At 44.5% G+C, this 18,126-nt stretch carries 21 protein-coding genes; 17 read left to right on the forward strand and 4 right to left on the reverse strand.

Translation table 11 applies throughout. From position 1 onward, the window contains the following. Nucleotides 1–293: 293 nt before the first annotated feature. The 4 genes from rpmB to mutM all read left to right on the forward strand — a co-directional run bounded on the left by rpmB (nt 294) and on the right by mutM (nt 2,342). Entirely contained in the window at nt 294–530 is a 237-nt protein-coding gene (gene rpmB / locus ACYTPF_RS13375; protein ID WP_012516576.1) for a 50S ribosomal protein L28, read from the forward strand. Between the two features lie 11 nt (nt 531–541). Then, nucleotides 542–697, forward strand: a complete 156-nt coding sequence (gene rpmG, locus ACYTPF_RS13380) for a 50S ribosomal protein L33 (protein WP_012516577.1) — start codon at nt 542–544, stop codon at nt 695–697. 370 nt (nt 698–1,067) lie between these two features. Then, nucleotides 1,068–1,532, forward strand: a complete 465-nt coding sequence (locus ACYTPF_RS13385; RefSeq protein ID WP_461852561.1) for a hypothetical protein — start codon at nt 1,068–1,070, stop codon at nt 1,530–1,532. Continuing rightward, entirely contained in the window at nt 1,533–2,342 is an 810-nt protein-coding gene (mutM, locus tag ACYTPF_RS13390) for a bifunctional DNA-formamidopyrimidine glycosylase/DNA-(apurinic or apyrimidinic site) lyase (RefSeq protein WP_461852562.1), read from the forward strand. Between the two features lie 116 nt (nt 2,343–2,458). On the opposite strand, the gene coaD is transcribed toward mutM, so the two are convergent. Next, a complete protein-coding gene (coaD, locus tag ACYTPF_RS13395) occupies nt 2,459–2,947 on the reverse strand; it encodes a pantetheine-phosphate adenylyltransferase (protein WP_179981907.1) in 489 nt (162 codons plus the stop codon). Between the two features lie 108 nt (nt 2,948–3,055). Next, nucleotides 3,056–3,781 (reverse strand): 3-deoxy-D-manno-octulosonic acid kinase, encoded by a 726-nt coding sequence (locus ACYTPF_RS13400; RefSeq protein WP_232091077.1) that lies wholly within the window; start codon nt 3,779–3,781, stop codon nt 3,056–3,058. A 72-nt stretch (nt 3,782–3,853) separates the two neighbouring features. On the opposite strand from ACYTPF_RS13400, the gene ACYTPF_RS13405 reads away from it, so the two are divergent. The 8 genes from ACYTPF_RS13405 to glpG all read left to right on the forward strand — a co-directional run bounded on the left by ACYTPF_RS13405 (nt 3,854) and on the right by glpG (nt 12,776). After that, nucleotides 3,854–4,879 (forward strand): glycosyltransferase family 9 protein, encoded by a 1,026-nt coding sequence (locus tag ACYTPF_RS13405; protein ID WP_461852563.1) that lies wholly within the window; start codon nt 3,854–3,856, stop codon nt 4,877–4,879. 87 nt (nt 4,880–4,966) lie between these two features. Beyond that, nucleotides 4,967–5,440 carry a hypothetical protein gene (locus ACYTPF_RS13410; RefSeq protein WP_179981909.1) on the forward strand — a complete coding sequence of 158 codons (474 nt, stop codon included), beginning with the start codon at nt 4,967–4,969 and terminating at the stop codon, nt 5,438–5,440. Continuing rightward, nucleotides 5,437–6,612, forward strand: coding sequence for a hypothetical protein (locus ACYTPF_RS13415; RefSeq protein ID WP_461852564.1), 1,176 nt, complete (start codon nt 5,437–5,439; stop codon nt 6,610–6,612). The genes ACYTPF_RS13410 and ACYTPF_RS13415 overlap by 4 nt, the downstream gene beginning before the upstream one ends. Before the next feature lie 9 nt (nt 6,613–6,621). Beyond that, a complete protein-coding gene (locus ACYTPF_RS13420; protein ID WP_179981911.1) occupies nt 6,622–9,066 on the forward strand; it encodes a bifunctional diguanylate cyclase/phosphodiesterase in 2,445 nt (814 codons plus the stop codon). A 160-nt stretch (nt 9,067–9,226) separates the two neighbouring features. After that, complete coding sequence (locus tag ACYTPF_RS13425) at nt 9,227–10,423, forward strand: glycine C-acetyltransferase (protein ID WP_136783231.1); 1,197 nt, start codon at nt 9,227–9,229, stop codon at nt 10,421–10,423. Further along, nucleotides 10,420–11,445, forward strand: a complete 1,026-nt coding sequence (gene tdh / locus ACYTPF_RS13430) for an L-threonine 3-dehydrogenase (RefSeq protein WP_179981912.1) — start codon at nt 10,420–10,422, stop codon at nt 11,443–11,445. Before ACYTPF_RS13425 ends, tdh begins: the two co-directional genes overlap by 4 nt. Beyond that, the gene (gene glpE / locus ACYTPF_RS13435; RefSeq protein ID WP_118490912.1) at nt 11,445–11,756 is read left to right on the forward strand and encodes a thiosulfate sulfurtransferase GlpE; all 312 of its coding nucleotides are present in this window, start codon (nt 11,445–11,447) and stop codon (nt 11,754–11,756) included. The genes tdh and glpE overlap by 1 nt, the downstream gene beginning before the upstream one ends. Before the next feature lie 156 nt (nt 11,757–11,912). Continuing rightward, complete coding sequence (gene glpG / locus ACYTPF_RS13440) at nt 11,913–12,776, forward strand: rhomboid family intramembrane serine protease GlpG (protein ID WP_179981913.1); 864 nt, start codon at nt 11,913–11,915, stop codon at nt 12,774–12,776. 201 nt (nt 12,777–12,977) lie between these two features. Here glpG and ACYTPF_RS13445 read toward each other — a convergent pair whose 3' ends face one another. Beyond that, complete coding sequence (locus ACYTPF_RS13445) at nt 12,978–13,391, reverse strand: flagellar basal body-associated protein FliL (RefSeq protein WP_179981914.1); 414 nt, start codon at nt 13,389–13,391, stop codon at nt 12,978–12,980. 148 nt (nt 13,392–13,539) lie between these two features. On the opposite strand from ACYTPF_RS13445, the gene ACYTPF_RS13450 reads away from it, so the two are divergent. From ACYTPF_RS13450 to ACYTPF_RS13465, 4 genes are all read left to right on the forward strand, one after another. After that, nucleotides 13,540–14,109: a chorismate--pyruvate lyase family protein gene (locus tag ACYTPF_RS13450; RefSeq protein ID WP_461852565.1), complete on the forward strand. Its 570-nt coding sequence runs from the start codon at nt 13,540–13,542 to the stop codon at nt 14,107–14,109. Then, nucleotides 14,106–14,966, forward strand: coding sequence for a 4-hydroxybenzoate octaprenyltransferase (gene ubiA / locus ACYTPF_RS13455; protein ID WP_461852566.1), 861 nt, complete (start codon nt 14,106–14,108; stop codon nt 14,964–14,966). The genes ACYTPF_RS13450 and ubiA overlap by 4 nt, the downstream gene beginning before the upstream one ends. A gap of 163 nt (nt 14,967–15,129) precedes the next feature. Continuing rightward, entirely contained in the window at nt 15,130–15,327 is a 198-nt protein-coding gene (locus ACYTPF_RS13460; RefSeq protein WP_461852567.1) for a type II toxin-antitoxin system RelE/ParE family toxin, read from the forward strand. Nucleotide 15,328: 1 nt separating this feature from the next. Beyond that, entirely contained in the window at nt 15,329–15,634 is a 306-nt protein-coding gene (locus ACYTPF_RS13465; RefSeq protein WP_461852568.1) for a helix-turn-helix domain-containing protein, read from the forward strand. Between the two features lie 111 nt (nt 15,635–15,745). Here ACYTPF_RS13465 and ubiK read toward each other — a convergent pair whose 3' ends face one another. After that, complete coding sequence (ubiK, locus tag ACYTPF_RS13470; protein ID WP_014975278.1) at nt 15,746–15,997, reverse strand: ubiquinone biosynthesis accessory factor UbiK; 252 nt, start codon at nt 15,995–15,997, stop codon at nt 15,746–15,748. A gap of 112 nt (nt 15,998–16,109) precedes the next feature. Between ubiK and rep the strand changes: the two genes are divergently transcribed. Further along, nucleotides 16,110–18,125 carry a DNA helicase Rep gene (rep, locus tag ACYTPF_RS13475; protein ID WP_461852569.1) on the forward strand — a complete coding sequence of 672 codons (2,016 nt, stop codon included), beginning with the start codon at nt 16,110–16,112 and terminating at the stop codon, nt 18,123–18,125. Nucleotide 18,126 lies beyond the last annotated feature (1 nt).

Below are 18,126 nucleotides of genomic sequence, written 5' to 3' on the forward strand. Positions count from 1 at the left end.
CCGTAGATATTTTAATTCAGCTACGAAATTAAAGTGTAGATTGGGTATTTATTCGTAGCTTAACTGCGAAGAGAAAAGTACAATACAGGCCGTGAAAAATGAGTGCTGGTGGTATTTTGTGCAAAAATAGTACGTAAAAGTAACCTTTTTGTACTTTCTTATTGAAATGATCCTGCCTTTGCTGTATAAAATGCGCCCTCTAATTTATAGTAATACGTCATTTGACCCAACCACTGTTTGAGCGCTTGGGATTAACTGACGCGACAGTTATCGTTGTTCTGGAGACAAATACAATGTCAAGAGTATGCCAAGTAACAGGTAAGCGTCCAACGGTTGGTAATAACCGTTCACACGCACGAAATGCGACTCGTCGTCGCTTTTTACCAAACCTTCAAACACACCGTTTTTGGGTTGAGAGCGAAAGCCGTTTTGTAAAACTACGTTTGTCTGCTAAAGGCATGCGTATCATCGATAAGAAAGGTATTGATTCAGTACTAACTGATATCCGTGCCCGTGGTGAGAAAATCTAAGGAAGCCGACAATGCGTGATAAAATTAAACTAGTTTCTTCAGCAGGTACAGGTTTCTTCTACACCACTGATAAAAACAAGCGTAACATGCCTGGCAAAATGGAGATCAAAAAGTATGATCCCGTTGTGCGTAAGCACGTTATGTTCAAAGAGGCCAAAATCAAGTAATTAGCTTGCTTTTGTCTCCACGAAAACCCAGCCTTTGCTGGGTTTTTTGCTTTATGTCCTTTGCAATTGCTCGTATACCTCTCAGATCTCTGCCAGATCGCAACGTAGCGCACAAATGATCCCAAATAAATCATAGGCCAATAATGGCCTTGTCTATATCAGATCAGACGCTACCATCAGCCTGAAAAAGCCTGCTTCTAAAATAAAAAGACACATAAAACTCAGCGTCAGACGCTAAGCGGCCCATGGTTTATGTAAACAAACGCCCATACATTTCCAAAGCCAACTAAAAATATTGAGTTAGCTTATAAGAGAGTGAGGTATTACTATATTCCGGTATTGATAGTCGACCATTTTACAGGAACAACGCGTGGCAAGAATTTCTCAGCAGGCAATGAACAACGTCGTTATCATTGCAATGCTCATTATGATTGCACTGTTTAACTTAGACAGTTTGGTGCCAAAGAAAGAGCCTGTACAAACGCGCAGCTTATTGCCTGAAGATGCTTACGTGCTAAAAATTGAGCATGATAACAACAGCCTGGAGCGTGTAGGGCAACAATGGCGTCAAAAAAGTCTTAACACCAGCCTTGCAGTAAAACCTGATGAGCAGTTTTCACATTGGCAAAGGGCTATGTTGAATCCAGCAACTGAAGTACCTGAATCGGTCTTGAATACACAGCCCTTTATTGTAGTGGTGTGGCTGGCGGGTAATAGCGACGGCAAGGTTTACGCTATTTATCCTAATACATCACCGGTAGTGATCAAATTCGAAAATAACTGGTACACATTAACCAATACCGACCTTGATAAATTATTACCTTGGACACTATAAATGCCTGAATTACCAGAAGTTGAAGTAAGCCGTTTGGGCGTATCCCCTCATCTAATCGGCAATACCATTACTCAGGTGGTGGTAAGAGAACGTAGAATGCGCTGGCCCATACCAGAAGAAGTCTCACTGGTTGAGGGGCAAAAGGTAATAGCGGTAAAACGTAGAGCGAAATACCTGCTAATTGAAACGGCCACAGGTACACTGGTTTTGCATCTAGGTATGTCTGGCAAACTGCGCGTCATTGACGCAACTACACCCATTGTGAAACACGACCACGTGGACATTGTTTTAAATACTGGTAAGTGTTTACGCTTAAACGACCCTAGACGCTTTGGGGCGGTTTTATTTCAGGCGCCCGATACGCAACAAGCAATGTTTGACAACTTAGGCCCTGAACCCCTTACAGACGACTTTGATGATAAACGTTTGTTCAGCTTATCGCGCAACCGCAAAGGTCCGGTGAAGAACTTCATTATGGATAACGCTATCGTTGTGGGTGTGGGCAATATCTATGCGAACGAAGCCTTGTTTCTTGCTGGTATTGACCCAAGAAGAGCCGCGGGTAATGTCAGTGCCGCTCGTTACAAGTCACTTACAGCAACAATAAAGCAAGTTCTCGCTAAAGCTATCGAGCAGGGCGGCACTACGCTTAAAGACTTTGCACAAACCGATGGTAAGCCGGGCTACTTTGCACAGCATTTAAATGTATATGGAAGAAAAGGCGAGCCTTGCGAAGTGTGTGGCAAAGCTATTGAAAGCAAGGTAATAGGGCAGCGAAACACCTTTTTCTGTACTCGCTGCCAGCGCTAATAGCTAAAAAAGAGTCTTAGCTAAAAAAAGTCATAGTTAGAAAGGTTTACAGCTAGAAGGATAGCTTAAAGCAACATAACTCTGTAAACCTGCTGTACTGAACAACGCCGATTTACCTAGCTCTTTTTACCTAGCCTGTCTCTTAACGCTTGCTCTACTACGGGGTGGCAAAAACCACTTACAGCCCCACGATGTAAGGCTACTTCTTTCACTAGAGTAGAAGAAATAAACGAGTTTTCTTCAGCTGGAGTCAAAAATACACTTTCAAGCTTCGGGTTTAGGCGTCGATTCATATTGGCCAGCTGGAATTCGTATTCGAAATCCGATACCGCGCGTAAACCACGAATCAAAATAGTCGCGTTTTGTTCATCCGCAAAGTCCGCTAGTAAACCAGTAAACCCTACTACTTCAACATTAGGCAGATCGGCAGTAACTTTCTTTATCATTTCTACCCGTTCCTCTAATGTAAAGAGCGGCTTTTTACTGGGGTTAGAAGCGATAGCCACGATAACGTGAGAGAATAGCTGAGATGCTCGCTCAATAAGGTCTGCATGACCGTTAGTGATTGGGTCGAAAGTACCTGGATAAAGTGCTCTAGTGTGCATAAATTGAATCTTATTGTCGTATAGGGTTTATAGGTTCAACGGGGCTACTGTACCACATTAACGAGTAATGCTAAGTACTGCTGCAATTATGTTTATTATTCGCGGTTTTTAACGCTTCACCAATTCGTTATAGCCATCTAAGCATGCCGTCCAATCGTCTTCTTTCCAGTGAAATACCGGGTTTTTGGCTTGCTCTTTATGCAAAGAGCGCAATAGACGATCTAGGTTACTTTGTTTCCAGCTTTCCCCTTTGCGTATCGAACAGCGGTCAAAGTCGATAAGCCAAATTTGCTTATCGCTATCAATCATAATATTTCGAATATTCGCATCGTGATGATAAACCTGGCAATTGTGCATTCGAGCCAGCGCTCGTCCCACTTCATGCCATTCGTTTTTTGATAAGGGCTGCTGGCACAAAACGTGGTGCAGATCTTGGCTATTAGGAATGTTAAGGGTGATTATATCGCCCCGATAAATCAAGCCCCTGCGGTGGATACGTGCAGCGACAGGTATAGGTACTAAAAGACCTTCACCTCGCATGTATTCGAGCAATGTAAACTCTTCAAAAGGTCTAGAGCGTTCGATACCATTAAAAAAGTACTGGTCACTAAGTAGCTTACCTATCAGACCGCCACGCATAAAGTGTCGTAAAACCCAGTGCTGACCTTCATGCTCAATGAAGATGGTTGTACCACGTCCCTTAGCTTGACCTGTTATCTTGTTTTGTAGCTGCCAAAATTCAGGGCTGAACATTTCTGTATTAGGCTGACTGACCAGGGTGTTATCGAAAATAAAGTGGTGTCCAGCACCTATGTCTCGTCGCATTGTCGCCATGTTGCCCACAACTTATGGTAAATTTCATATTCTAATGATTTATTTTGGTTTTTCAGCAACGAGAGAGCTTCTGTGGGAAAAAAGATTTGTTTAATGCGCTTATCGGCCATTGGGGATGTGTGTCATGCCGTCGCAATGGTTACTCGAATTCAATCACAGTGGCGCGATGCTGAAATTACGTGGGTAATAGGGAAAGTGGAGTATCAGCTGGTGAAGCTGATGCCAAACGTACGGTTTATTATTTTTGATAAGTCAAAAGGGAAAGCTGCAGTGGAGTCGCTCAAAGCACAAGTGGCCGGTGAAACTTTTGATGCTTTATTAATGATGCAGGTGGCACTACGGGCAAACTTAGCTTCGCGAGTGATTAAAGCAAAGCAGCGCATAGGTTTTGACTGGGCACGAAGTAAGGAGCTGCACTGGTTGTTTGCCAATAAACGGGTGGCTGCCACAAAGCACGCTCATGTGCTTAAAGGTTTTATGGATTTCGCCGATGCATTGGGCGTACCTGAGCCAAAAGCAGTTTCTTGGAACATTCCAGTTGCATCAGAAGATGCAAAGTGGGGAGAAGAACAAGCTAAAACCTTGGGTAAATATGTCGTTATTTCACCAGCGGCAAGTAAGGCTGAAAGAAATTGGTTGCCGCAACGATACGCAAGTATTGCTGACTATATCCAAGAGGCCGGTGTCACCGTGATATTATGCGGCGGTCCAGGAGATTTAGACCGCAAAACTGCTGATGCAATTAAAGCGAGTGTGAAATATCCGCTTAAAGACTTTACTGGGCAAACAACATTGCATCAGCTGCTTATGTTACTAAAGCATGCTCACCTAGTTATTGCACCAGATACTGGGCCAGCTCACATGGCAACTACCGTGGGCACGCCTGTTATTGGGCTATACGCACACTCTAATCCACGTAGAACAGGGCCTTACAACAATCTTGAAAGGTTGGTATCGGTTTATGATGAATGCATAGAAGAGCAAAAAGGGAAGCCTTGGAGCGCCTTACCGTGGGGAACGCGAGCCAAAGGAAGCCAGTTAATGGAAAAAATTACCGTAGACATGGTTAAGCAAAAAGTTGCGCCGTTCCTCGTTTAATTTTTTTATCGTAAGGTAAAACTACCAACTATTATCTACACTTAGCGTTGAGCTGTGTACTTCTTTTAAGCAGGGAGTCGTTACTGAATGAAAAAGCCCGCTTTGCGATGGCTGTCCGAGATTCATACTTTTACTGCAGGTAAAAAAGTACTGCTAACACTAGCAGTGCTATTCATATGCTTGCCTAAAGTAAATGCATCGGAACTTAACGTCATGGTGAACGAAAGTGTAATGGTCGAAGAGCTTAGTCGCTCAGAACTTCGTCAGATTTTTACGGGACAGCGCCAGTATTGGGAAAATGGTACTAAAATTACCGTTTTCGTACTGCAAGACAGCGACGAGTTACACCGTCAATTTTGCCGCGATATTCTTCAGATGTTCCCTTATCAGCTGTCTCGTCTTTGGGACCAAATTACCTATTCTGGTCAAGGTATTACACCAATCAGAGTAACCTCTTATCAAGCGCTAGTTGATGCATTGGAAAATACGGTGGGTTCTATTGGTTATGTTGAACGAACGGAAATCGTTAAGCTTAGACGCGTTGAGGTAGATTTAGAATGAGAATATACATCGCTTTAGCGCTTGGGCTCTTCAGCTCGCATATCGTTAGCGCGCAATCAGATTTTACCTGGCATGGCTATGTTTCACAGGGCTTAACTCAGTCGAAAGACAGTAGTTTTATTACTGATGATAATAACGTGACGGGTGAACTCACTGAGATCGGCTTGAACGGTTATTATCAGCTTGCTGAAAATATATCCATTGCTGGGCAAGTTAACTATTTAGACGGTGGGAATCGTTTCGAGCAAGGTGCTCGCCTCGATTATTTATTTGTTGATTGGAAGCTGCCTAATTTACCTGGCATGTGGCGTGGGCAAATTCACGCTGGACGCTTTAAAAACATCCACTGGCTTTATTCATCGACCAGAGATGTCCCTCAAACGCGATATACCTCAATATTGCCTCAATCGGTATATAACGACGGGTTTCGCGATGTTGCATTGGGTAGTAACGGCATACTGACCAGTTTTTCTAATTACGGTAAGGAATATACTTGGGAACTTAATTGGAGCTACGGACGCTCAAATATAAACGATTCTCAGCGCGAATTTCTCTTAGGTAACGAAGTTAAAGGCAAAATCAGACAAGACTTCGTACATCAAGCAAGCGTGTTTTTGCAGCCTTCATCTATGACATGGAAAATAGGTGCTGGTTGGCTTAATTCCGATTTTAAGTACACGCCATCACAGGATGAAGATGGTTTGCCGGGTACCGCGAACATAGAGCGATTTATGTTATCTGCGCAATACTTTGCTGAACACTGGGAAGTGTCTGCAGAAATAATTCGCGACAAACAAAACAGCCAGGGGCTATTTTCCCCTGACTTTGCCGAAAAACGCACCGGTGAAGGTGGTTTCGTTCAGTTTAGATATTTGTTTAACAACGAAATCAGCGGTCTTATTGGCTACGATAAATATATTAACGATACCTCCGACAGTGACGGTAAAGAACTAGAGGCAAGCACGGGAGGCCTTATCCCTGCCTACTTCGGGTATCAAGATACTTACACGGTGGGTTTACGCTGGGACATTGCACCTAAATGGCGATTGCAAGGCGAATATCACTGGGTCGAAGGAGCAACGCGTGTAGTCAGCTTATTAAACCGAGATGTGGCATCCCATTCTGATAAGCATTGGGAAATGTGGTCAATACAATTGATGTATTGGTTTTAAGGGTAAAAGATGAAGGTTCAGGTATCTTTTACCACGAAAACCATTGCTATTTTACTGGCTATGGTTTTAACCGTTACTATCGTCATATCCACCGTGCTAATTCAAGAGTCTGAAGCACAGGTTGTGATGCAGCAGCGGGAAAGCCAAATTAGCAACCAGCGCAGGGTTCAGCTATTCGAAGACATACTTCATAGCCGTATGATCACCCTCATTGATATCATTAGCCGTAAAAATGGTGCGTATTCTAATAACCTTGATAATTTACGTAGTACGCTAGATGACCTAAGTGAATACCTAACGCTCAATTTTCAGGTAGAAACTCTTTACCTATTCGATGAAAACGGTGTTGTTGGAAAACCTGCTTACCCCGTTAATGGCACCATCAAGCAGCTTGTAGATTCTACTCGGGCCTCATTTGAAAGCCGTTCGTTACTGGTCTGCGAAAGCGTATGCACTCACTACATTTCCATACCTATAATGGCATCAAGCGATAAAGTGCCGGTTATTATTGTCTCTACTTCCATGCGAGAATTACTGTATCTGTTTAGCCGTGCCACCGATGTATATAAAGTGGCGGTTGTTCAGGTAGATGAACCTCAGGTTGGAAAACTTGCGTTAAAGGTAGCAAGTCAGGTTTCCGCTGCTAACAAACAATTTTTGAATTCGCTTATTAAGGCATTGCCTGAAAACTGGCGTGTTGACGACCTAGTGATAAAAGGAGTAAACGTAGAGTTAGAAAACCAGCAGCTTCTGGTTAGCCTTTTGCCTTTCGACCATGCCGCAGGCGATCATCCTTATTTGCTTATCGTTCAAAATGTATCGGCAATGATACGTCAGAACGAGCAATATCAGTACGTGGTTATTTCAAGCGCTATCGCATTATTTCTTCTTTTCTCGTCGTTGCTCTATCTTTTCTTAAATCAATATCGCACAAGGTTACTAGACATAAGCGAACGCCTGCCTATGTTGGCTGAGCATAAATTTAGCGAATTTTATACGGTTGCGGCAAAGCGTCAAAAGCTGCCTGTATTTAAGCTTACCGACGAACTCGACGTGGTTGAAGAAGCGGCGAACGATTTAGCGCGCCAGCTAGAAAGCTTTGACGGTCAAATGGCAATAAACACCGCTAAGCTAGAGAAAATGGCCATGTTCGACGTGCTGACAGGTCTACCCAACCGCAACATGTTGACCTTTCAAATTGAAAAACAACTGGCCAGCTCAATTCGAGATGACAGGCTAGTAGCGCTCATGTTTATGGATTTAGATGACTTTAAAAAAGTTAACGATAGCCATGGGCACGATGTCGGCGACAAGCTGCTTAAAGCTGCGGCAATGAGAATTTCCCGTCCTATTCGGGAGTCTGATATTGCATCGCGGTTTGGGGGCGATGAATTTGTTATTTTGCTGTCGAATATAGAGAGCAAAAAACATGTCGATACGGTCGCGCAAAAAATTATCGACGAGTTTCAAGAGCCCATTATTGTCGACGGCGTTACTTTTTATGTTTCAATCAGCATTGGTATAGCCATTACTAATCACTCCCGCGCTACACCGGTAGAGCTGCTGCGCCATGCCGATATTGCGATGTACGAAGCCAAAGCGAAGAAAGGTGCTGAGTTTAGAGTATACGACGCCACTATGAACCTTAAGGTAATGCAAAAGGTTGAATTAGAATCTGAAGCTCGCGAAGCGCTAAGAGGCAATCAGTTTAGCCTTGCCTTGCAACCGCAAATAGACATGCACAGCGGCAAGCTCATGGGCTTTGAAGCACTACTACGCTGGTATCATCCTAAAAAAGGGCATATATCGCCAGGCGACTTTATCCCTCTGCTTGAAAATACGTCATTTATGCTCGAGTTAGATTATTGGGTGATCACGCGCTCCACCCATCTAGTTAACGAGCTAAAAAACAGCGGCTACCCCGATATCAAGGTGGCGATTAACTTATCAGCGGGGCAGTTCCTCGACCCCAGCTTGCCCGAGTTTTTACAGCATCAAATTATTAAAAACGATATCGCTCCAGACCAAGTTTGCCTAGAGCTAACTGAAACCGTGTTGGTCTCAGATATCAAACGGGCTACGGGTATAATGCAAACCATACGTGATATGGGGTGCATGTTAGCGATTGATGATTTTGGAACCGGCTATTCATCCCTAAGTTACCTAAAATCATTGCCCGCCGACTTTATAAAAATAGATCGCTCTTTCGTTGCCAACATCGCCAGCAGTGCAGATGACAGAAACATTGTGCATTCCACCATATCCATGGTGCGTAATATGGGCATGCAGGTGGTAGCTGAAGGTATTGAGACCAATGAGCAGTACGAGCTGCTTTGTCATTTTGACTGCCATCAGGGCCAAGGCTATCTTATTAGCCGACCTATACCTGAAGTAAACCTTTGGGACACATTAAAAGACAAAGTAGAAAACGGCTTTTGGAAAGACTTTGCCTAGCACTTAAAACAAATTAGCGTGATTTAACCTTTTTTGTGAGTGTGCTGAATAATTTACAAACTTAGTCGACAAACCCATTAAATACAGCGCAAGGGTGTGTACCCTTCCATGCGCTTTCATTACACTAGCGGTTTTCATATACCCACACTTGGAGAATGGCATGTCTGCGGCATTTATTTCTCATTTGCAATCGCAAATTGAAGCCACGAAAGAAGATGGTTTGTACAAAAAAGAGCGCGTAATCACGTCGCAACAACAAGCGGATATTGGCGTTGCTGGTGGCGAGCACGTTATAAACTTTTGTGCCAATAACTACCTAGGCCTGGCAAACAATGAAAGCTTAATCGAAGCGGCGAAAGAAGGCTTAGATAGTCATGGCTTCGGCGTAGCATCTGTGCGATTCATTTGCGGAACGCAAGACATTCACAAGCAACTAGAAGCCTCTATCAGCGACTTTCTAGGCACCGAAGACACCATTCTTTATCCGTCTTGCTTTGACGCCAATGGAGGTTTGTTTGAAACCCTTCTTGGACCGGAAGATGCCATCATATCTGATGCGCTAAATCATGCGAGTATCATTGACGGCGTACGTTTGTGTAAAGCCAAGCGTTACCGTTACGCCAACAACGACATGGCAGCGTTAGAAGAGCAATTAAAGCAAGCCGATGCTGACGGCGCTCGCTTTAAAATCATTGCTACCGACGGCGTATTCTCTATGGACGGCGTTATTGCCGACCTTGCTTCAATCTGCGACTTGGCCGACAAATACGATGCCATGGTAATGGTTGATGACTGCCATGCTACGGGTTTCTTAGGCGAAAACGGTAAAGGTAGCCATGAATACTGCGGTGTAATGGGTCGCGTCGATATTATTACCGGTACATTAGGTAAAGCCCTTGGTGGTGCGTCAGGCGGTTACACGTCAGGCAAAAAGGAAGTTGTTGAATGGCTACGTCAGCGCTCGCGTCCTTACCTATTCTCTAACTCAGTTGCGCCACCTATCGTTTCAGCATCGTTAAAAGTGTTTGAAATGATGAAAGAAGGCGATGAGTTACGCGCTAATCTATGGCGAAATGCCAACCATTTCCGCAAGCGTATGGAAGACGCGGGCTTTACCCTTGCAGGTAAAGATCACGCTATTATTCCTGTAATGCTGGGCGATGCCCGCTTAGCCAGTGAAATGGCCGACAAACTGTTAGAAAAAGGCATTTACGTTATCGGCTTCTCGTACCCTGTTGTACCAAAAGGACAAGCGCGAATTCGTACGCAAATGTCGGCAGGTCATAGCCTTGAACACGTTGATAAAGCCATTGATGCATTTATCGAAGTAGGCCGTGAAATGGGAGTGATTTCATGAAATCGCTAGTAAAAGCGAAAGCGGAAAAAGGTATTTGGCTACAAGACACGCCAAAGCCTGAAGTAGGGCACAATGACCTACTAATTAAAATTCGCAAAACCGCGATTTGCGGTACTGATATGCATATTTACAACTGGGATGAGTGGTCGCAAAACACTATTCCAGTGCCTATGGTCGTCGGTCACGAATACGTGGGCGAAGTAGTGGGTATGGGGCAAGAAGTAAAAGGCTTCGAAGTAGGTGACCGTGTCTCCGGTGAAGGTCATATTACCTGTGGTCATTGCCGAAACTGCCGTGCTGGCCGCGTACATTTGTGTCGCAACACCGAAGGTGTGGGTGTAAATCGCCCTGGCGCATTTGCCGAATATTTAGTTATTCCTGCCTTCAACGCGTTTAAAATTCCAGACAATATCAGCGACGACCTAGCGTCTATCTTCGACCCGTTTGGTAATGCCGTTCATACCGCGCTAAGTTTCGACCTAGTAGGCGAAGATGTACTTATCACAGGTGCAGGGCCTATCGGCATTATGGCGGCTGCGGTCGCCAAACACGTAGGTGCCCGTCACGTAGTGATTACTGATATCAACCCGTATCGCCTTGAGCTTGCTGAAAAGATGGGGGCTACGCGTGCTGTTGATGTAAGTAAAGAAAACTTACAAGACGTTATGGACGAACTGGGTATGTCAGAGGGCTTTGATGTGGGCCTTGAGATGTCTGGTGTGCCGGTAGCCTTCAGAGACATGCTCGACAAGATGAATCACGGCGGCAAAGTGGCTATGCTGGGTATTCCTCCGCAAGACGTTGCTGTCGACTGGAACCAAGTTATTTTCAAAGGTTTGGTGATAAAAGGCATTTATGGCCGAGAAATGTTCGAGACCTGGTACAAAATGGCGAGCTTACTACAAAGCGGTCTGGACCTTTCACCCATCATCACCCATACCTTTTCCATTGATGACTTTCAGAAAGGGTTTGATACCATGGGGTCAGGACACTCAGGTAAAGTTATTTTGGATTGGCAATAATGACAACATTCTCACACATTAGCGTAAACGACGTGGCTAACTTTCAAGGCGACGTAACGATTGTGGATATTCGCGATCCTCAATCGTTTGCTAATGGCCATATGCCTAATGCGGCACCGCTTAACAACGATAACTTTGGAGCGTTTATTGACCAAACACCCAAAGATATTCCAGTTGTTGTAGTGTGTTACCACGGCGTAAGCAGCCAACAGGCTGCGCAAGTGATTGCGCAGCAAGGCTTTGAGACCGTTTATAGTATGGACGGGGGCTTTGAAGCGTGGCGACAGGCGAACCCGGTAGTAACCGAATAGCGATTTTATAAAGGTGCACAATGTGCACCTTTATTTTATGTTTTGCAGGTCTTCCACTATTTCAGTATAAAGAGTCAATGACGAGAGCTAAATTCCACGCTCTTGTACATCTTTATCGCTTCACACTCTTTTTGCTTTTGGGGTAACAACTAGCTTATGGGTCATCCTTTAATTGCGTTTAATCAGCAAAGTCCAGCGCACCTTCTCGCCAACTATTTAACCAGTCAGCATATCAACGCCAACGTAGTACAGCATGAAAAAGAGTTTGTGGTTGTGCTGGATAACAATGAGCATGTTGACCGCGCAAAAGTTATCGCAGAAGACTTTTTAGCAAATCCAACGAACCCTAAATATCAGCAAGCGGCATGGGACAGTGGTAAGAACGTACAGCTAGCGCCATTAGGTAGCGGCTTTTCGTTTAGCAAAATAATGTCCGATGCGGTTAAAGCGCCGTTTACTTCTGTGGTGTTTGTGCTGTGTGCTGCTGTTTACCTATTGTCTTTATTTGGGTTATTTGCCCCCATTGCACAGCACTTATTGATGCAGCCGTTTTCTGTCTTGGCAGAAAATCACGAGTGGTGGCGGCTGCTTGGCCCAGCGTTCATCCATTTCTCTGCACTTCACATCATATTCAATTTATTGTGGTGGGGCATGCTGGGGGCCAAAATTGAACGTACTTTAGGTATCAGCATGCTGCTTATTGTATTTTTAGTATCAGCCACAATTTCAAATGCCGCACAGGCGCTATTTAGCGACCCTGTACAAGGTAATCTATTCTTGTTTGGCGGCTTATCTGGCGTGGTATATGCCGTGATGGGCTTCGTGTGGTGGCTTGGCTGGTTGCGCCCTAGTTGGGGGCTGTCGTTACCAAACTCTATTGTAGGCTTTATGCTGGTTTGGTTGGTAATTGGCTATGCCGACATACTGTGGGTGAGCATGGCAAATGCTGCACATACCGCGGGGCTTATTTCAGGCTGCTTACTTGCCGCCATACTAAGCTTGGGTTCTGCAAAGCGTTAGCAGTTAGTCAGCGTAGGCCTTAGCTTAAAAAGGTACTAAAGTGTTGAGTACTGCAGCATATAGGTATGGGATAGCACGTCGCGCTTACCTAGATGATTAGCGTATTACACGCTAATAAAAACGGTAAAACCGCTATAGAAACAAAAAAGCGAGCTGGTTAAAAGCTCGCTTTTCTGTTGACTTAGGCAGCTTTTATTCTGCCTAAGCACCTTGGTACAAATACTTAGTAAAAATCACGTTCTTAATGACTTCACCACCTGTCTCTTGCTGCATGTGCTCTTGAAGCGCTTTTAAAATAGCGCGACGAATATCTTCACGGCCAGTGAGCGATTTTACTTTCTCTGCAGGCTGCTGCCCGAAAATTTCAATGGCGGTAGAGCGTAGTAGCGGCATGTGGTGTTCAGCAATTTCAAGCTGGTTCACATCGTGAATCATCAACTCCACCGACACGCGAACATACCCCAGCTTTTGTGCGCTGTCGCTAATATAGTTGGTAACAATCTCTGGCTCTAAGCCCAAATAAGCATAGTTGGCTTTATCTTGTGCCAGCGCTGAATTGCACCCTAAAACAAAAAAACTAACCGCAAATACACGTAAAACTAGTGACTTAAACATAGTGGAGTCCGAAACACCAAAGTAATAAATTCACTTGGTAGTGTAGCAAATCTCTGATCAAACACACTACTGCAAAAGTTTAACCAAGTGAAAATATTCTCACATGACGTGTTATCATACTAACAGATTCATTATTCGGGCTTTTCGTGTGAGTTTTAATGCCACTTTTCCAGTGGGTTTGGCGGTTGACTGGCAAGCACCTTCTGGCATCACAATTCCTAATGCACAACTGAAAAACTGGTTGTTAGACACAGGGTCATTAACCGAGCGAGTGCAATCCTTAAGTGATCATTTTTCGCTGGAGCTTATTGGGCAGCGCACGCAAATACCTCACGACAATGAGTTATCGTTACTACACAATAACGGCAGCACTAGCTATCAAGCTCGGGAAATCCTACTGTGCGGTAACCATCAACCTTGGGTATTTGCACGATCTATTATTCCTCAAGCATTTGTAGACAGTGAGCTTTCTGACTTAGGCCGCGAGCCACTTGGAAAACGTTTGTTTAACGACACGCGGTTCACCCGTTCACAGTTCCAATTATGTACTGCCCAAGCCTCTCAGTTTGGCATCAATAGTAACCAAACCTTGTGGGGAAGACGCTCGTTGTTTACGTTAGATAACTACAGCATGATAGTGGCAGAAGTTTTTCTTCCTCATTCTCCGGCTTACGGTCAGTCAGCGACAAGCGAAAAGGAAAGCGAACAACAATTATGAAACACAATTGGAATGCATACGCGCGACTTATGCGCCTAGATAAACCTGTAGGTATTTATTTACTGCTATGGCCTACATTGTGGGCACTGCTAATGGCGGCGCAAGGTTTACCGCCTTTAGGAATTACGCTTATCTTTGTGGCTGGCGTAGTCGTAATGCGTTCAGCAGGATGCGTTATCAATGACTATGCTGACAGAAAGGTAGATGGGCGCGTTAAGCGCACAACACAGCGCCCCTTGGCAACAGGCGAAGTTAAACCAAAACAAGCGCTGCAGTTATTTGGTGCGCTTATCGCCATAGCTTTTGTATTAGTACTGTTTCTTAACTGGCAAACTATCGCGTTATCTGTTGTAGCGCTTTTGCTCGCTGCAAGCTATCCCTTCATGAAGCGTTATACCCACTTGCCGCAGGTGGTATTAGGTGCGGCATTTGGCTGGGCCATTCCTATGGCGTTTATGGCCGTGCTAGAAACTGTACCACCGTACGCTTGGTGGTTGTTTATTGCTAACTTACTATGGACAGTAGCGTACGATACCATGTACGCCATGGTAGACCGCGACGACGATTTGCAAATAGGCGTTAAATCTACCGCTATATTGTTCGGTAAAAACGACGTATTAATTGTGATGATGTTGCAGGCCTGCGCGCTAACTATTCTGTGGTGTATAGGCTTAACAATCAATGCGACATGGCCTTACTACACAGCCGTGCTGTTTTCTGCTTTGCTATGCGTGCGCCAATATCAACTTATTAAACGCCGTCAGCGTGAAGGCTGTTTCACCGCGTTTATTGAAAACCACTACATTGGCTTAGCTATTACGCTTGGTACGGCGCTGCATTTTTATTTGGTAAGGTAAAACTTACCAACAGCAAACTTCAACCTGTACCAATGTCCCCTTATAACTTATTTATAGCCAGTCTAAAGTATTTACTAGCTTTTATAGGCACGCGCTTGACTCACTAGATGTTTTTAAAGCGGTGCACAAAATATGCTACTAAGTGTTATACTTTAGGTGTTGAATGGAATCTATACGCATATATAAATTGAAGTGGTTCAAGAGGTGGGCGAGTAAGGAAGGTTTTTCCAAAAGCACCCGCTCTAACATTAGTGTTAAAGAGGTGAAGTCTTTAAAACTCTTAGCTAGAGAGCTACTGAACTACAGCGAGGAAAAGCTTAAGAATGCTATTGATTCAGGTAGTATTGAAGAGGTGAGATAACATGAAAGAAAGCATTTTAGATGTAATACATAGTACTGCAAAAGATTTGAGCGAAGCCGGAGTAATGGATAAGCAGACTATGCATAAGTTTGATGCATTATGTTTACCCAAACTCAAGCAATATGATGGACAGCGGATAAAAGCAATCCGTGAAAAAGCAAGAGTAAGCCAAGCTGTTTTTGCTGCCTATTTAAATATCACGCCATCTACAATCAAGCAGTGGGAGCAGGGGAACAAAAAACCTCGAGGTACTTCTTTAAAGCTTCTGAGTCTTGTTGAGCAGAAAGGTTTAGAGATCTTGATGTAACGTTTCTTTTATTCTGCGCTTTTGCAAAGACAGAAGAGCATTCTTTATTTTATCGGCTTCAACAAAAAAGCGCCATGAAGGCGCTTTGAGTTTTCTATAAGCTGTGAACAACTACTTTTCTGCTAGTTTCGCTTCAAGCTCGGCAATGCGGCTTTCCATTGCGTCTAGCTTTTCGCGAGTACGAATAAGTACTTGGCTTTGAATATCGAATTCTTCGCGAGTGACTAAATCTAGTTTAGACAGCTGCGACTGCAATACCGCCTTTACTCGACCTTCGGCTTCTTCAGCCATGTTTTTAACGCCGGGTGGTACGGCATCAGCAATTTGTTTCGCTAAATCTTCGAGTTTCTTCGGATCCAACATGGAATTCCCTTATAATGCGCAGCTCAAAATGTGAAAGCTATTCTATCGGTATCGACACGACATGCAATGAAAACTGTGTCGCGCCCAAAATGTACGTTGTTTTAGGTATTAAATGAAACTAAATGAAGCTCAAGAATCTGCCGTAACCTATGTGTCTGGCCCATGTTTGGTGCTGGCAGGGGCGGGTAGTGGTAAAACCCGTGTAATTACCAACAAGATTGCTCATTTAGTTAGAAACTGTGATATGCCGGCACGCTATATTGCAGCGGTTACTTTTACCAACAAAGCAGCACGTGAAATGAAAGAACGTGTAGCGCAAACCTTGGGCAAGCCAGAGGCGCGCGGGCTAAAAGTATCGACCTTCCACACCATGGGCTTAACCATTATTAAGGCGCATGTGAAAGATCTTGGCTTAAAGCCAGGTTTCTCGTTATTCGACGATAAAGACTCCTTTGCCCTGCTTAATGACCTAACGTCCGACACCCTAGATGGCGATAAAGATCAGCTTCAGCTATTGCAAAGCTGTATTTCGAACTGGAAAAACGATCTTATCTTGCCCGATGCCTTATTAAATTCGGCAACCAGCACAGGTGAAAGAGAATTTGCAGAAGCCTATAAGCGCTACCAAGACAACCTAAAAGCCTATAACGCACTAGATTTTGACGACCTTATTCTGCTGCCCACGCTGCTTTTAAAAAGCAGCGAAACGATAAGAGCAAAATGGCAAAGCAAAATTCGCTATCTGCTGGTGGATGAATACCAAGATACCAACACTAGTCAGTACGAGTTAGTAAAGTTATTAGTTGGCGAGCGTGCACGCTTTACCGTGGTTGGCGACGACGACCAGTCTATCTATTCATGGCGTGGTGCGAAGCCGCAAAACCTACATTTGCTACAAGAAGATTTTCCGCGATTAAACGTGATTAAGCTGCAGCAAAACTACCGCTCGTCAGGTCGTATTCTGCATTGTGCGAATATTCTTATTCAGAACAACCCACACTTGTTCGATAAAACCCTCTTCTCAGAGTTGCAGTACGGCGAGCCGCTTAAAGTGATAGAGGCAAAGAACGAAGAACATGAAGGTGAGCGGGTGGTGGCTGAACTGCTAGCGCATAAGTTCATGAACCGCACCCAATTTAAAGACTACGCCATTTTGTATCGTGGGAATCACCAAAGCCGTATCTTTGAAAAGCTGTTAATGAGTAACCGCATTCCGTACAAAATAAGCGGCGGCATGTCGTTCTTTGGTCGCGCCGAAGTGAAAGACATCATGGCCTATTTACGGCTATTGGTGAATCAGGACGACGATAACGCTTTGCTGCGTATAATAAACACGCCAGGGCGCGGTATAGGCCGCGCTACGCTAGAAAAGTTAGGCAACTTTGCTAATAGTTTGGGCGTGTCTATGTTTGAAGCCGCAACGCACCCTAACTTAAACAGCGTGCTGCCCGACAAAGCTTTTCATTCGGTTTCGACCTTTGCTCGCTGGGTAGTTGAGCTGTCGGACAACGCCGAACGTGGCAACACTGCAGATGCAGTGCGCACCATGATCCGCACCATGGGTTATGAAGAATGGCTTTATGAAACCAGCGCCAGCCCCAAGGCTGCGGAAATGGCTATGGCCAACGTAAGTACCTTGTTCGGCTGGGTTAACGACATGCTAGAAGGCAATGACCTAGACCAACCTATGACCTTAACCGAAGTAGTGAACCGCCTAATACTGCGCGATATGATGGAGCGGGGCGAAGACGACGGGGAAGGAGACCAGGTTCAGTTGATGACATTGCATGCCTCAAAAGGTCTTGAATTTCCCATTGTGTTCTTAGTGGGTATGGAAGAGGGGTTACTCCCTCACCAAAGCAGTATCGATGAAGACAATGTAGAAGAAGAGCGCCGACTAGCCTACGTAGGTATTACCCGAGCTCAGCGAGAGCTTATATTCAGCCTTGCCAAAGAACGCCGTCAGTTTGGTGAAGTGATTAATCCAGAGCCAAGCCGCTTTTTATTCGAGCTGCCACCCGATGACGTTCAATGGGAAAACCAAAAGCCAAAGGCAACGAAAGAAGAGCGCCAGCAAAAAGCTCAGGTGGGTATTGCTAACCTAAGAGGTATTTTAGGGAAAAAGTAGT

This window comes from Alteromonas sp. HB246098 (assembly GCF_054890645.1).

Bases quoted from the DNA above. Each gene is read 5' to 3' on its own strand.
- rpmB (WP_012516576.1), top strand. From the start codon at position 294: ATGTCAAGAGTATGCCAAGTAACAGGTAAGCGTCCAACGGTTGGTAAT.
- rpmG (WP_012516577.1), top strand. From the start codon at position 542: ATGCGTGATAAAATTAAACTAGTTTCTTCAGCAGGTACAGGTTTCTTC.
- mutM (WP_461852562.1), top strand. From the start codon at position 1,533: ATGCCTGAATTACCAGAAGTTGAAGTAAGCCGTTTGGGCGTATCCCCT.
- coaD (WP_179981907.1), bottom strand. From the start codon at position 2,947: ATGCACACTAGAGCACTTTATCCAGGTACTTTCGACCCAATCACTAAC.
- ACYTPF_RS13400 (WP_232091077.1), bottom strand. From the start codon at position 3,781: ATGGCGACAATGCGACGAGACATAGGTGCTGGACACCACTTTATTTTC.
- ACYTPF_RS13410 (WP_179981909.1), top strand. From the start codon at position 4,967: ATGAAAAAGCCCGCTTTGCGATGGCTGTCCGAGATTCATACTTTTACT.
- ACYTPF_RS13415 (WP_461852564.1), top strand. From the start codon at position 5,437: ATGAGAATATACATCGCTTTAGCGCTTGGGCTCTTCAGCTCGCATATC.
- ACYTPF_RS13420 (WP_179981911.1), top strand. From the start codon at position 6,622: ATGAAGGTTCAGGTATCTTTTACCACGAAAACCATTGCTATTTTACTG.
- ACYTPF_RS13425 (WP_136783231.1), top strand. From the start codon at position 9,227: ATGTCTGCGGCATTTATTTCTCATTTGCAATCGCAAATTGAAGCCACG.
- tdh (WP_179981912.1), top strand. From the start codon at position 10,420: ATGAAATCGCTAGTAAAAGCGAAAGCGGAAAAAGGTATTTGGCTACAA.
- glpE (WP_118490912.1), top strand. From the start codon at position 11,445: ATGACAACATTCTCACACATTAGCGTAAACGACGTGGCTAACTTTCAA.
- glpG (WP_179981913.1), top strand. From the start codon at position 11,913: ATGGGTCATCCTTTAATTGCGTTTAATCAGCAAAGTCCAGCGCACCTT.
- ACYTPF_RS13445 (WP_179981914.1), bottom strand. From the start codon at position 13,391: ATGTTTAAGTCACTAGTTTTACGTGTATTTGCGGTTAGTTTTTTTGTT.
- ubiA (WP_461852566.1), top strand. From the start codon at position 14,106: ATGAAACACAATTGGAATGCATACGCGCGACTTATGCGCCTAGATAAA.
- ACYTPF_RS13460 (WP_461852567.1), top strand. From the start codon at position 15,130: ATGGAATCTATACGCATATATAAATTGAAGTGGTTCAAGAGGTGGGCG.
- ACYTPF_RS13465 (WP_461852568.1), top strand. From the start codon at position 15,329: ATGAAAGAAAGCATTTTAGATGTAATACATAGTACTGCAAAAGATTTG.
- ubiK (WP_014975278.1), bottom strand. From the start codon at position 15,997: ATGTTGGATCCGAAGAAACTCGAAGATTTAGCGAAACAAATTGCTGAT.
- rep (WP_461852569.1), top strand. From the start codon at position 16,110: ATGAAACTAAATGAAGCTCAAGAATCTGCCGTAACCTATGTGTCTGGC.